This window comes from Pseudarthrobacter cremeus (assembly GCF_051857465.1).
Lineage (GTDB): Bacteria > Actinomycetota > Actinomycetes > Actinomycetales > Micrococcaceae > Arthrobacter.
Genome location: NZ_JBPZHC010000004.1, coordinates 19,066 through 33,124 on the forward strand (window position 1 = coordinate 19,066; position 14,059 = coordinate 33,124).

The following is a 14,059-nucleotide window of genomic DNA, read 5'->3' on the forward strand; positions in this document are numbered from 1 at the left end:
AGGTCACGGGCGCAACAACGGGCAAGGTCGAGGCAAACAACACCGGCATCAAGCACATCAAACGCACCGCCCGCGGCTACCGGAACCCCGGCAATTACAAATCGGTTATTTCTCATGAGAAGTGCCGTCCGGACGGCGGCATGACACTCATTCGGGAATCCATTTCCCCACGAACCGTGAAAAGCCGCCAAACCAGGCAACCCAACAGGCCACACCCGACTGCCCGAAAACAGAAAATATTGGCCGATCAGCAACTGGCGTAAATCAATGACCGTCACCCAGCATCATGAACAATCGAGGCTAGGACGGTTTTCGGTCGGACGCGCCATGGATGTGTCCGTGGCGAACCACGGGATCGTCAACGGCCCGTTCCGGGATTTGCTGTGTCGACATCACACGCATCTTGCGGCGGGCAGGCTCTTCGAAAAACCGCCACAAGCAATAGCCAAGCACTGAGACTACGACTGGTATGACGATGAAGCCAAGTTTGGCCCCTACCGTACCAGCGCCGAGGGTATCGGGGTAAGCCATTTGTAGCTTCCAGAAGATCTCGATCAGCGGCATGTGGACGAGGTAGATACTGTAGGACGCCATTCCACCCACCACCAGCGCTTTGCTGCCGAGAATTTTTGCGACGTGTCGGTCCGCCATCCCCAGTGTTCCAACAATCACCACGAGAACCGGAATGAGCAGTCCTATGTAACGGGGGCGTGCCGTAAGATCCATCCAGTAGCACCCGGCGATAACGACGGCAGCCGCAAGGACAATGATGTGGCTGGCCATCAGTCGGTTGCGCGCCGTATCCGGCACCCTGCGGACGATGTAGAACATGAGAGCGCCGGCCATAAAACAACACAGGATCCGGAGCAGCCACATCCAGGGGGCATAAAGTCCCAGCACGTAGGAGAAAAACACCACAGGAAACAGGAGCACTCCGGCCATCACCACCAGGGAACGGCCGCTAAGGGACCTGTTCAGGCGGAAAACGAGAAGAATCATGACAGGAAACAGCAGGTAGGCAAATGCTTCGGCCGACACTGACCACGCGGCACCATTCCAAGTCAGCCGGTCAAAGCCGGGTTCCGTCCACTGCACCACAAGGGTCAGTTGGCGCATGAAACTACCGACACCGTAGTCCCGCACATCGACGGGATCGTCACTTTGCCGGGCGAGGAGCAGTCCGTGCCATATGGCGGCGAACACCAGCATGAAAGCGTACGCCGGCCAGACGCGCGCAAGTCGCGCCCACCAGAACTTGACAGTGGCCTTATGGTCCAGCCGCCACCCCATACGCTCGCCATAGTTCAACGCCAACACATAGCCGCTAAGAGCGAAGAACAGGTCTACTCCTAGTTCGCCGTGAGCCACTACTGGCCCGATGATGTCATCCAACCAGGGAAATTCGGAAGCTATGTTGCCTCGAACGTGAAACAGCACCACCCACATTGCTGCAATGATGCGAACGCCGGTCAGGGCGTGAACCTGTTGCACTGCACGCTGCGCCACTTTGGGCGCTGTCTGTAGCATCAGATTTTCGGGCATGCAGTTCCTCTTTGTCGTTGAGGCGGGGGAATCCCCTAGCCCTCTTGTCGAGCTCCTAAAGGGGCAGTCTTTCCAGAATACCGGACGCTGGTGGGGAGTCAGTAGCTCTGCCCTTGCGGCCAGTCAGGGCAAGCCTGCCCTGCCAGCGCGACGCCCCCGGGGCTAGGTTAGCGGACGGTACGTGGGAACTGCGGGATCGGATTGAACTTGATACCCTCTAGGATCTTCCGCGCCACACTGACCTGAAGTCTGCGGCCGACGCCACCCCTGGCCATCCTGACGTAGGTGCCAAGGACGAACGTAAGCCATTCGAGTTTGTTGTCATGGTGCCAGAGGTATGAGGATTCGTTTCGAGCACCATAGAAAAACTTCCAAGCATTTCCCGAATTCAGGTCTCCGAAGTTCACTCCTCGGTTGTCCGGCATATCGTGGGTAACCACGCTATCCAGAACCTGCACCCCGGGGCCCTCAGCACTGATCCGCAGCGTGTACTCCTGGTCGTCAAACCAGATGAAGTACTCAGCCAACGGGAGGCCGTACTTGGCAATAGTACGGCGGGCGATCAGCACTGAAACGAAAGAGCAGTTTGTAATGAGAACGGTATTGTGGCCCTTGGCAATCAGGCGGCCCCAGTCCCACGCCGTTCCAGGATTGTTCATCTCGCAGATTGAGCCGTCGGTGTATCGGACAAGCGAGCAACTGTAGGGAACAGGACGTCCCAGTTCGACCTCCGCCGCGGAATGGCCGTCAAGAAGCTTCTCAAGCGCTACTTCGTCGGTGTAGCAGTCGTCGTCCATTATCCATACCCAGTCGGCGCCACGCTCATAGGCCCTTTCCATGCCAGCCGCGAATCCACCGGCGCCACCGGTGTTCGTCCCGAGGCGGACGATCTCCACCCTCGGGTCACCTTGGTAATCGGCGAGGAGGGTCGGCGTGGAATCAGTGCTCGCGTTGTCGACCACAATCACCAGGTCGACGGAGCGGGACTGAGCCAGAATCGAATCCAGCACCCGCCCCAGCTTGTCCACCCTGTTGTAGGTCACGACAACGGCCGCTACCTTGTCGGTCATACTTTCCATCCTTCGTACAGTGCCTTCGTCCAGACCCGGGCTTCGGGCAATTCTTTCAAGGACGTTATCTTTTCTTGTTGATCAGCAAGTATCTCCTTGCGGAGAGTCTCCGAAGCCATGATCGCCTTTGTGAGCTTCACGGCGCTCTTTACGAATGGGAAGGGTTGCCGAGGGAGTAGCGCCTTCCCTGAAACGAGGGAAGCCTGTGACCCGACATCGGTCGACAGAACGGCGACATCCATAGCTGTGGCCTCAAAAGTCGTCAACGTCAACCCTTCGTTGTCCGACGAAATGACCAGAAGGTCCGAGTCGGCCAACGTGTCGGCCACAGAATGGGGCGGACGACGAAGCTCGACACAGTCTGAGAGGCCGTACTGTCTCACCAGCTTTTCCGTTTCGTCTAAGAGCGCTCCGTCACCGTGGACGATGAATCGCACATCCCCGCGGACAGCCCGCTTAAGAGCCGCCGCATATCGAATGAAGAGAAAGGGTCGTTTCTGCTGACTCATGCGGCCCACGAAGGCAATGGTAAACGGACGATTCAAATTCGTATCCCGGGTCTGCACGGACAGGTCGCTGGAGAGTCCGTAGAGAGGCGCAAGGGCGATCCGCCCCTTTGGCACGTCACGTAAGAGTGACATGTAGTCGCGAAGCTGTGGGGAAATGACGTGGTGAACGTCTATGGTAGCGGAAAGTTTAACGGAATATTCAACAAAGCCGCCAGTCCGCCACTCAAGGATGTGCAGGGTGTCAACAATGTGAATCGAGGGGTCCATGGCTTTAAACCACGCCAACCGATGGTACAGCCACCCGTTGTGGTGTACATGAATGCCCCGGATGGAGAACTCCGACATTAATGTCAAAAGGAGATCTGCTTCCTCTCTGCGAGGAATAGAGGCGCTAAATGGCAGGACCAACGCACCATCGAGTTCCGGCCGGTCGATCCACGGATGGGAGGAGTCCCGGTCCGTCAGCACAATAGGGAGAAAGCCCGCTTCCTTGGCCAATTGAATCGACTCCAGGGCCCATCGCTCGGCACCCCCCATTTCCAACCAATGCATCCCAAAGATGATCGCTGGCCTCTTATCCCTAGCCCACGGGATCACTGAGGAAGGCGTCGACTGAGCGGGCGCCATAGGCTGCGGGCGTCGTTTGGGGACAATGTGCTTTTCGTATACGTCAGTGAGACCTTGTCGCAGGGCGTCAAAGGCAATGGGTGCCCCGAACCTCGCTCGTTTAAACACCTTGCCCTTCAAACCGGCACGGTCGTAGAAAGTTGTACCGCCCTCTGATCTTTCACCGCCCAAGTCAATCACCAACGGCAGAACTGCGCTCTTTCCCGGCAAGGCTCCTGACACTGTGCTTCGGACATCTACGGCACAAATCACAGTCCGGTCAGATTTCCACTCAAGTCGATGACAAGCTTCGTCCGTTAGACTCGGGAATTCTCCTTCAGGGGCCCGCAGGACAACTGCTTTGAACTCGCGACCCGGCTGAACAAGCGCATGATAATTCAAGGCCCCCACCAGCAGACCGACTTCGCGTTCCGAGAGGCGCCCCTGGCCCCCGGCAAGACCGGATCCGCCGTCATCGACAATTTCGAACAGCCTAAGGGCTCTGTTCAAGGATTCTTCCGTTGTCATTGTATCCATCCGTAGTGGCTCCACTAGTTCTCCCGCAGCAGGCGAACGGCCTCGGCAATCGGACCGTCGGCGATTTTGATCCCGTGGCGAAGAACGACGCCTCGGTCGCAAACCTTGCTCACCATATCGAGGTCGTGGCTGACCACAACCAACGTAGTCCCGGTCTCCCGAAGTTCCTGAATCCGCTCAAGGCACTTCTTTTGGAAGGGCTCATCGCCGACTGAGAGGATTTCATCAATAAGGAAGACGTCAGGCTTGGTGTGGACAGCCACAGAGAAAGCCAAACGGAGAAACATACCCGAGGAATAGAATTTCACTTCAGTGTCTATAAACTTTCCGATTTCAGAGAATTCGACAATCTCATCAAACCTATCGGCCGTTTCCTGCTCCGTCATTCCCAAGATCACGCCGTTAAGGTAGACATTCTCCCGTCCGGTAAGATCCGGGTGGAAACCGGCGCCGACTTCAATCAGCCCGGCAACTTTTCCCCGAGTTCGAATTCTGCCAGTGTCTGAGCTCATCACGCCCGAGATCAATTTCAACAACGTAGATTTGCCTGAGCCGTTGAATCCAAGCAGGGCAACTGACTCTCCCGACTCCACCGTAACGTCGACTCCATCGAGCGCCATAAAGGTGGAAGAAAGGTCGCCTCTGCGGCCTTTGAAAAGCCAAACGACAGTTTCCTTTAGGGAACGCGTATGCCGGAGGTTAAACCGCTTGGAAACATTTTCAACAACAATAGCTTCGACCATCACAATTCCTGCGCAAATCTGCCTTCAAGGCGTCGAAAAACTGACTGCCCCAAGGCCAGAATCAACAATGAAATTAACAAGCCCACGGGCAGCCAAATGGACAGGAGGTTGTCGGGTAGACGGGCACCTTCTGGGGCCATTTTTACAGCGGCCGTTGGTGACCAGAAAGCGGCGTGGAAGATCTCTACTGCAATGGTCATGGGATTCAGCTGGTAAAAGAAGTAGAACGTTTCACCTAGCGTATCGCGCACTAAAAACCAAGCGTAGAGGACCGGCGAAAGCCATGTGGCCATCATAAGCATGAGGTCAACGATATTCTCCGAATCCCGGAACATCACGTTTGCTGCTGCAAACAGAAGGCCTAATCCCAACGATAGAATCGTCACCATGACAAAAGCCCCCACGGCACCAATCAGCTGAATCACGCTCGGCGTCCAGCCGAAGAATAAACACGCCACCACTAATATCAGGAATTGTGGGAGAAAATGCACGACGGCAACCCACACGGACGCAACTGGAAAGAGTTCGCGGGGAAGATAGATCTTTTTCACCAAGGCACCGTTGGCCACAACAGAGCGCGTGGCCTGGCCGAATGCTTCGGAGAAGAAGTTCACAAGGATAATCCCCGAGAACATGTAGATGACGAAGTTCGGCTGTTTGTTCAGCCCCAAGAACACACCAAGTGCGAAGTAGAAGACTACAAATTGCACACCGGGGCGGACGTAGGACCAAAGCAGGCCCAGAACCGAACTTCGGTACCTGACTTTAAGTTCTTTGCGGACAATTAGTCGGAGCAGACCACGGCGGCGAATGACGTCAATGAGCCCACCGCCGCTGTCGGGTGCGGCAAGCAAGTCTCCACTCATGCGTCCACCCCTCCGCTTACAAGCTTTGCTCCGGCTTCAAAGTGCGGCCGAATCTGGTTGTCAAACATGGTCAGGGCAGAACCGATGGCCATATGCATATCAAGGTACTTGTACGTGCCGAGCCGGCCGCCGAACAAGACGTCCTGCTCTGCTGCTGCCAAGTCGCGGTACTTGAGCAGGCGCTCCCTGTCCGCGGATGTGTTGATCGGGTAATACGGCTCATCGCCCTTCTCCGCGGCCCGGGAGAACTCGCGCATGATAACGGTTTTCTCTGTCTGGTACTCGCGCTCCGGGTGGAAGTGGCGGGGTTCAATGATGCGTGTGTACGCAACATCGGAATCGTTGTAGTTGACCACCGATGTTCCCTGGAAGTCGCCGACGTCGAGCACTTCTTCTTCGAAGTCGATGGTGCGCCAGGAAAGGTCGCCTTCGGCGAAGTCGAAGTAGCGGTCCACGGGACCCGTGTAGATGACCGGGATGTTGCCGACAACCTTGTTCTTGCTGTACTCATGCGACTCCTCAAAGAAGTCGGTGTTGAGCCGGACCTCGATGTTTGGGTCCTCCGCCATCTTCTCGATCCACGCGGTGTAGCCGTTGGTGGGCAGGCCCTCGTACTTGTCGTTGAAGTACCGGTTGTCGTAGTTGTAGCGCACCGGTAGCCGGGAGATGATCCCCGCGGGCAGATCCTTGGGATCGGTCTGCCACTGCTTGCCGGTGTAGTGCTTGATGAACGCCTCGTAGAGCGGGCGGCCGATGAGCTGGATGCCCTTGTCGTTCAGGTTCTGCGGATCCGTCCCCGCCAGTTCGCCGGCCTGCTCCTGGATCAGCGCCTTTGCCTCATCCGGGGTCATGTTGGCGCGGAAGAACTGGTTGATCGTCGCAAGGTTGATCGGCAGGGAGAAGACCTCACCCTTGTGCACGCCATACACCTTGTGGACGTAGTTCGTGAAGGTGGTAAACCGGTTCACGTAGTCCCACACACGCTCGTTGGACGTGTGGAACAGGTGTGCGCCATAGCGGTGGACCTCGATCCCGGTCTGCTCTTCCTTTTCGCTGTACGCGTTCCCACCAATATGGTGGCGGCGGTCGAGGACGGCTACCTTCAGGCCGAGTTCAGTGGCGGCCTGTTCTGCGATTGTCAGGCCGAAAAAGCCAGACCCTACGATGACGAGGTCAGCGGTCACAAAATCTCCTGGTTCGAATGCGGGCAGCGCAAGATCGCGCATAGTCTGCGGGTCAAGCCTACCCGAGACCCTGTCGTGACCGTCCAATCGGGTGGCCTATCTCCCACTCCCAGGCGCCATCCCAGCACGCGTCCTTATCCACATAGGGACACCTCTCCCACGACACACGCCCACCTGATGGCTAGCTTGGAGAAAAGCTGATCGTGAGGAACTGAAGACCATGTTGTTGCACTGCACGCTCGTCCGGAGCCCCGGCGCTGCTCTGCAGGAGCCACCGGCGGAACTGACCATCGAGGGCCCGGAAGGGCAGCCCGGAACGGAACTGCAGGCACAACTGGCCGCGCGTTTCGGGACAGGGCGGGTGTGCGTCGACGGCCAGGATGTGGTTTCACTCACTTTCGGACGGCGTCCGCTCGTCAACGGAGCCGTTCTTGTTGACGGCGCCGCGTCGGATGGCGGCCTCAGGCCGAGGCAGCGCACCCCGGAACCTCCTGCCTCACTTGCCCTGGCGGTCCAGAGCGGCGCGGGGGCCGGCATCGTTGTGCCACTCCGGCGGGGCACGTACACCATTGGCCGAAGCCACGGTGAGATCCTCATTCCCGACGCGGATCTTTCCCGGGAACATGCCAGCCTGGTGGTGACCGAGTCCGCTATCTCGATTGTGGATCTGGACAGCGCCAATGGCACCGAGGTGGACGGCGAGCGCGTGCGAAGCGCCATCATTTCGACCGGATCCACCATTCGCTGCGGCAATTCGACCATGTCTTTGGTCTTCCTCGAACAGCCCGGGAACACATTGGATGAAGCCGGGCTGGCTGTCGACGAGCCGCTGATTGTCAGCCGGCGCGACGATCCTGCCAACCGTACGGCGCTGCTGGTAACGGCTGTATTGCCGCTCGTCATCGGGGTCGGGCTGGCCGTCGTCACCGGCATGTGGATGTTCCTCGCCTTCACCGCCGTCTCAGCGGTCTCCATCGTGGTGCCTCTTGTGTCCGGGCGCCGGCAACGCCGCGAACTCGCTGCTGCGGTCCGCGCCGCCGTGGCCACCGATCAGGAACGACGACGGCGGGCCGCCCCGCCGCTGTCCGACCTGGCCGCCGCAGTCAGAGTCCGGGGCGGTGGCAACCGGGGCGGTCTTGCGCGGATGCGCGCGACCGGTGCTGGCGAGGGCAACGGTATGTGGCTGCGCCTGGGCCAGGCCGTGCAGCCGGCCAACCTACGGTTCGAGCCGCCTGATCCGGGCCGGCCCATTCCGTCCGGCGGCATGCTTCCGTTGGCCCTCAACCCGGACAGGCCGGTGACCACAATCCGGGGGCCGCAGGCATCCGTCGATGGACTCGTCCGGTCCTTCGTCATCCAGCTCGCCGGCTACCCTTCGGGCCGCGGCACGCGGGTGCTGGTTCATGGCGGCGTGGACAAGCTTCCCCTCGGCGCCCGCTACTTGAAGGACTTCACACTGTCCAGCACAGCAATCGGGCTGGAGACCATGCTGCAGCGCGGTCCCGGCCCGGGTCGTGCGGTGTTGATTCTCCTGGACACGGCAGTGTCTGATGACCAGATCATCAGGAAGGCCCAGGCCGGGGCGTGGCAAGTCGTTCGTTTCATGAGCAGCACCGGCGCCCCGATGCCGGCCGACGTTGAACTCGGTGAGAGGGAATCCCTTTTCCGTGCAGGTGATGAAGACGTCCGGTTCGCGCCGGATCTGGTTCCCTTGGACGTCTTCAACACGTTGTGCAGTCGGTTGGCGCATGATGCCACTGAGCCCGGCCGCTCCGCCCAAACCATCCCCGCGTCGTGCAGGCTTGAGGACCTGCTCTCCCACTCAACTCCGGAAACTTCGAAAAGGTGGTCAGAGAACTGCAACCGCCCGGGCCTTGCAGTCCCCATCGGCGTGGCCCCGGGCGGTGCACGCACACTCGACCTTGAAGCCGACGGGCCCCACCTGCTGGTCGCCGGCACTACCGGTTCAGGCAAGTCCGAACTTCTGCGAAGCCTCACTGTTGCCCTGGCCCTCAGCTACCCGCCGGATCGTATCAACTTGCTCTTCGTCGACTTCAAAGGAGGCTCGGGACTCGGGCCATTGACCGGGCTGCCGCACTGCGTGGGAATGCTCACAGATCTCGCGAGCCACGAGCTGGACCGGACCCTGCAGTCCCTCCGTGCCGAAATCAGATACCGCGAGGAAGCCCTCGCCAACGATCGAGCACCTGATCTGTCGTCCTACCGATCCTCAGCAGCTGCTCGCCCACCATTCCCCCACCTCGTGATTGTCATAGACGAATTCCGCATGCTGGTGGAGGATGCGCCCGAGGCCCTCGGTGAGCTCATGAGGATCGCGGCAATCGGCCGTTCGCTCGGGATTCACCTCATCATGGCAACGCAACGCCCCCAAGGGGCGTTGACGGCGGACATCCGTGCCAACGTGACCACCAGCATCGCGCTGCGCGTCCAGTCCGAGATGGAGTCCATGGACATCATCAATTCCAAAGCCGCCGCCGGCATCAGCGTGGACACGCCTGGCAGGGCCTTTCTGGCGCGCGGGACGGAAGATCCGCTGGAGTTCCAAGCCGGTTCGCTGACAGCAGGAGCCGTGGTTGCCGGACCCTCCGGAACCTCGGTTCGGTTGGCCGTAGAGTACATTGGCGCTCCTACGGAACCAACGCGTTCCGCGGCTGTTGGCACACAACAGACTCCCGCCATGGCAACCGCTCCGCTGGTGGCTGCAATGTCCGTACTGTGGAAATCTTTGGACGGCGGAGCCATCCGGAGGCCAGTAGCTTCGCCGCTCCCCCTTATTCTTCCCGAGCCCGAGGGCTCCCCTGTCCCCCGGACTGCCGCCGATTCTGCGGCGGGTGCACATGAGGTTGCCGCTAACGCTGCCGCTGCTGCAGCCGGAGGCGAGGACAGCGACGCCTGGTCCGTCAGCCTCGGACTGATGGATCTCCCCTCTGAACAACGGACAGCACCCCTGAACTGGGAACCTGCCCGGAACGGACACCTGGCGCTTGTCGGCGCAGCCGAGTCGGGAGTGCCGGAGGCGATCCGGCTGGCAGTAGTGGGCCTGGCGTCACACCCCGTGGAATCACACCTGTACATTCTCGACCCGGACGGCTCGTTCAAGGACCTTGCTTCCCATTGCCGGGTGGGTGCCAGGGCCGGTCTCCATGAGCTTCGGCGCGCCGTCCGCATCCTGCAGCGTCTGGCGCAGGAGCAGTCCAGGCGTCTCGGACGCTCGCCCGATACACCCGACACCCCTCTCGTACTTGCTGTCGCTGGTTGGGGTTCCTGGGTCTCGGCCTTTCGTGCCGGGCCGTTGGGGTGGGCCGAGGAACTCCTCCATGACCTGATCCGCGACGGCGTCCGGGCCGGCATCACCGTCGTCATCTCAGGGCAGCGCGAACTGGTCACTTCCAGATTCTTCGCAGCCCTTCCCAACCGGGTGTACTTCCCGGCCGCGTCCAGCGAAGACAGTCGACTTGCCTGGCCGAAACTGCCATCTACCTTGTCGGCACCCGGGCGGGGCATCGCGGTAGGGGCCTTGGTGGCCGCCGGGTCGCTTTCTGCCAGCGACACCGCCGTTTGTCAGTTCTACGCGCCACGCCGCCCCGAAGCTCCGGCATTCCCGGCCCGCCAAGCGCAGGAACCTTTCCTGCTGAGCCGGCCCTTTCGCGTAGAGCCACTGCCGGAGACGGTCCGGGCGCGTCAGATACCGGCGGCGCCAACCCTGTCCAAGCCCACCCCGGGGCACCGCCTCGTCCGGATCGGTGTCGGCGGCGACGAACTGGAGCCGGTATCCGTCAGGCTGCAGTCCGGCGGGGTACTTGCCATACTGGGCGGCCCCTCCTCCGGAAAGTCATCCTTTCTCCGGCTCCTGCCTGGCCTCAACCCCTGTTCAGGACCTTGGCTCGGGCGTGAGGAGGCAGCCGAACCCGCGGTCTACTGGCCCAACGTCCTGCGACAGGTGGCTGCCGGCGAAATTGACCGGCGGTCTGTGGCCCTGATTGACGACGCCGACCTGCTGCCGCAGGAAGTGAACCGCGATCTGGCTGACCTGAATTCGCTCGGCGTCACCATGGTTTTCACGGCCGGGTTCAGCCCGATTCTCTCGCAGCGGATTCCCTTGGCGCTGCAGGCCCGCAACTCAGGCACGGGAGTGCTGATCGCGCCCAGGACCTTCCTGGACGGAGACCTCTTTGGGATTCGGTTCGAAGCGGAACCAAACCCTCCCCCGGGACGCAGCGTGTTGATCCATAACGGCCGCGCCATGCCTGTCCAGCTGGGCTGGCTACCACCGGATGAGGCCGCAGCACCGGCCGCCCGACAGGCAGCGGTGGCTACAGCGCCGGCGGCAAGCCGCCGGTCTGGGAGGCATAGCTGATGACGCGTTTGTCGAACAGGAGAACCAGGGCCGTCACAGCAGGGACCAGCATGGCAATCCCTGCCAGTACAAAACCACCGGTGAGAGTGGGAAAGCCGATGGTCAGCACAAACAGTTGGGCAACCAGGGCGGCCGCCCGCGTCCAGCGGCGCCCCCGGAAGAGGAAGTTGGCGACCGCATACAGCCAGGCTGAAAAAGCGAGCAGCAGACCCCAGGTGAAGATGGCACCGGCAAAGGACAGAACCGGCGCGCCGGTCAGGAGTTCGTAGCCATACCAGGCAGCGGCAACGAACAAGGCGGTGGCCTCTGCGGCAACAATCAGCGCTATCACCGCAATGCCGCGCGGACGCCTCACCGCGGGCACCTGTCCGGATCCAGCCGACGCTCCGGTGCCGGCCGGACGACCAGGCCGGCCGGGATCAGGCTCGGGCGACAGATCTGAAGGGTTCACGGGGGGTCTTGACACACTGGCACCCTACCGGACATAGTCGGACAGTGGTGCGGGTCGGCAGCAGACATGTGATGCATCGCTCAGCAATCCGGGGATTTCAAGCCGTATTACCCCTTGTTTACACAGCGTTAACATGACAGGCTTGACTCAGATGACAAGGGGGCCCCGTAGGGCCCCTTTCCTTTGTAGCCACTCGTGAATAATTTCACAAGAGCTTTTCCCAGAAATGGAGCAACTGATCAGCATGGATTGGCGTAACCGCGCGGCGTGCCTCGACAAGGACCCGGAACTGTTTTTCCCTGTCGGAAATACGGGGCCGGCACTCCTCCAGATCGAGGAAGCCAAGAGTGTTTGCCGCCGCTGCCCGGTTGTTGACACGTGCCTCCAGTGGGCTTTGGAGTCCGGCCAGGACGCCGGCGTATGGGGCGGCATGAGCGAAGATGAGCGGCGCGCCCTTAAGCGCCGCGCAGCACGCGCACGCCGCGCCTCCTAGGCAACAGCTCCTAGGCAACAGCAAGGACAAACCGGCGCCGATGAGGCGCCAACGTATTCAGACGGTGATGGCCGCGATCCTTTGAGGAATCGCGGCCATTGCCCTTTAAGCGCCTGAGCGGCGTCGAGCGCCGCCCCTGGTCACCGGAAGTCGCGGTCAGGCCGCGAACCAGAGGCCCCCAGGAGCGACCCCGCCGGGACCTACCTCGTCGCCAGGCTGAGCCGGATCTGGACAGCAGTGCCGCCGCCCTCGCGGGGCCGCCACTGGATGGAACCGCCCAGCTCACTGGTGACAAGGGTGCGGACAATCTGGAGCCCCAGCCCCTCGACGTGCGGCGTATCAGGCAGCCCCACCCCGTCGTCGGCGACCGTGACGGTCAACAGTTCCTCGCCGTCCTCCTCCTCGGAACGGTCCGCCATCAGCCACACGGTCCCGGTGCGCCCTTCCAGGCCATGCTCGACGGCGTTGGTCACGAGCTCGTTGATGACCAGGGCCAGCGGCGTGGCGAAGTCGCTGGGCAGTTCCCCAAAAAGCCCGGAACGCTCGGTCTTGACCTGCTGCGAAGGCGAGGCCACCTCGGCGGACAGCCTGAACTGGCGGCCGATGAGCTCATCAAAGTCCACGCTCTGCGCCAGGCCCTGTGACAGCGTTTCGTGGACCAGCGCGATGGTGGCCACCCGGCGCATGGCCTGCTCAAGGCCCTGCTTGGCCTCATCGCTGACCATGCGCCGGGACTGCATGCGCAGCAGGGCGGCGACTGTCTGCAGGTTGTTTTTCACCCGGTGGTGGATTTCGCGGATGGTGGCGTCCTTGGTGACGAGTTCCATCTCCCTGCGCCGGAGTTCGGAGACGTCGCGGCACAGCACCAGCGCGCCGAAGCGCTGCTGCTCGTCCCGCAGCGGGATGGCGCGCAGCGAAAGGCTCACGCCGCGCGACTCGATCTCACTGCGCCAGGGCATACGCCCGGTGACAACCAGGGGAAGGGTCTCATCCACCATGCGCCGGTCCCGCAGCAGGCTGGCAGTCACTTCGGCCAGTGAACGGCCTTCCAGGGACTCGCCGTCGCCCAGGCGCCGGAATGCGGACACACCGTTGGGGCTCGCGTACTGCACGATTCCCTCAGCATCGAGTCTGATGAGCCCGTCACCAACACGCGGAGCGCCCCGGCGCGAACCCGTGGGCGACGCAAAGTCCGGCCACAGCCCCAGTGTTCCCATCCGGAGGAGGTCGTAGGCGCACTGCCGGTAGGTCAGTTCGAGCCGGGAGGGCATCCGCGAACTGGACAGATCCATATGGGTTGTCACCACGGCCAGGGTTCGGCCGTTGCGGACCATCGGAACCGCCTCCACACGCAACGCCATGTCGGTGCTCCAGTTGGTCTCGCTGGACCTCTCTATCGCACGGCTCCCCCAGGCCTTGTCCACCAGCGGCTTCAGGTCCGACCGGATCGGCTCCCCCACGAAGTCGCCATGGAAGACGGTGTGGGTTGTCGACGGCCTCACGTGCGCCAGCGCCACATACCCGTAATCCGGGTGCGGGAACCAAAGGGCCAGGTCAGCGAACGCCAGGTCCGCCACCATCTGCCAGTCGCCAACCAGGAGGTGCAGCCATTCGGCATCGCCCGGCCCGAAATCAGCATGTTCCCTGATGGGGTCCGTAAAGATTGCCACTGCACCTCCA

10 protein-coding genes and 1 pseudogene are annotated in these 14,059 nt (G+C 61.3%); 3 read left to right on the forward strand and 8 right to left on the reverse strand.

Going from position 1 to position 14,059, the window contains the following annotated elements:
- Nucleotides 1-2: 2 nt before the first annotated feature.
- Nucleotides 3-144, forward strand: a pseudogene (locus ACS5PJ_RS08660) (transposase); the annotation flags it as partial.
- A 156-nt stretch (nucleotides 145-300) separates the two neighbouring features.
- On the opposite strand, the gene ACS5PJ_RS08665 reads toward ACS5PJ_RS08660, so the two are convergent.
- The 6 genes from ACS5PJ_RS08665 to glf all read right to left on the reverse strand — a co-directional run bounded on the left by ACS5PJ_RS08665 (nucleotide 301) and on the right by glf (nucleotide 7,057).
- Nucleotides 301-1,542 (reverse strand): acyltransferase family protein, encoded by a 1,242-nt coding sequence (locus tag ACS5PJ_RS08665; protein ID WP_439434508.1) that lies wholly within the window; start codon nucleotides 1,540-1,542, stop codon nucleotides 301-303.
- 167 nt (nucleotides 1,543-1,709) lie between these two features.
- Nucleotides 1,710-2,612 carry a glycosyltransferase gene (locus ACS5PJ_RS08670; protein ID WP_439434509.1) on the reverse strand — a complete coding sequence of 301 codons (903 nt, stop codon included), beginning with the start codon at nucleotides 2,610-2,612 and terminating at the stop codon, nucleotides 1,710-1,712.
- Nucleotides 2,609-4,255: a glycosyltransferase gene (locus ACS5PJ_RS08675; RefSeq protein WP_439434510.1), complete on the reverse strand. Its 1,647-nt coding sequence runs from the start codon at nucleotides 4,253-4,255 to the stop codon at nucleotides 2,609-2,611. The genes ACS5PJ_RS08670 and ACS5PJ_RS08675 overlap by 4 nt, the downstream gene beginning before the upstream one ends.
- Nucleotides 4,256-4,278: 23 nt before the next feature.
- Complete coding sequence (locus tag ACS5PJ_RS08680) at nucleotides 4,279-5,007, reverse strand: ABC transporter ATP-binding protein (RefSeq protein ID WP_439434511.1); 729 nt, start codon at nucleotides 5,005-5,007, stop codon at nucleotides 4,279-4,281.
- Complete coding sequence (locus ACS5PJ_RS08685) at nucleotides 5,007-5,873, reverse strand: ABC transporter permease (RefSeq protein WP_439434512.1); 867 nt, start codon at nucleotides 5,871-5,873, stop codon at nucleotides 5,007-5,009. The genes ACS5PJ_RS08680 and ACS5PJ_RS08685 overlap by 1 nt, the downstream gene beginning before the upstream one ends.
- Complete coding sequence (gene glf / locus ACS5PJ_RS08690) at nucleotides 5,870-7,057, reverse strand: UDP-galactopyranose mutase (RefSeq protein WP_439434513.1); 1,188 nt, start codon at nucleotides 7,055-7,057, stop codon at nucleotides 5,870-5,872. The genes ACS5PJ_RS08685 and glf overlap by 4 nt, the downstream gene beginning before the upstream one ends.
- Before the next feature lie 220 nt (nucleotides 7,058-7,277).
- On the opposite strand from glf, the gene ACS5PJ_RS08695 reads away from it, so the two are divergent.
- Entirely contained in the window at nucleotides 7,278-11,435 is a 4,158-nt protein-coding gene (locus tag ACS5PJ_RS08695; protein ID WP_439434514.1) for an FtsK/SpoIIIE domain-containing protein, read from the forward strand.
- On the opposite strand, the gene ACS5PJ_RS08700 is transcribed toward ACS5PJ_RS08695, so the two are convergent.
- The gene (locus ACS5PJ_RS08700; protein ID WP_439434515.1) at nucleotides 11,392-11,790 is read right to left on the reverse strand and encodes a hypothetical protein; all 399 of its coding nucleotides are present in this window, start codon (nucleotides 11,788-11,790) and stop codon (nucleotides 11,392-11,394) included. The two genes, ACS5PJ_RS08695 and ACS5PJ_RS08700, sit on opposite strands and share 44 nt — an antisense overlap.
- A 340-nt stretch (nucleotides 11,791-12,130) precedes the next feature.
- On the opposite strand from ACS5PJ_RS08700, the gene ACS5PJ_RS08705 reads away from it, so the two are divergent.
- Nucleotides 12,131-12,379 (forward strand): WhiB family transcriptional regulator, encoded by a 249-nt coding sequence (locus ACS5PJ_RS08705; protein WP_003804966.1) that lies wholly within the window; start codon nucleotides 12,131-12,133, stop codon nucleotides 12,377-12,379.
- Between the two features lie 200 nt (nucleotides 12,380-12,579).
- Here the strand turns inward: ACS5PJ_RS08705 and ACS5PJ_RS08710 are convergent, their stop codons facing one another.
- The gene (locus ACS5PJ_RS08710; RefSeq protein ID WP_439434516.1) at nucleotides 12,580-14,049 is read right to left on the reverse strand and encodes a sensor histidine kinase; all 1,470 of its coding nucleotides are present in this window, start codon (nucleotides 14,047-14,049) and stop codon (nucleotides 12,580-12,582) included.
- Nucleotides 14,050-14,059 lie beyond the last annotated feature (10 nt).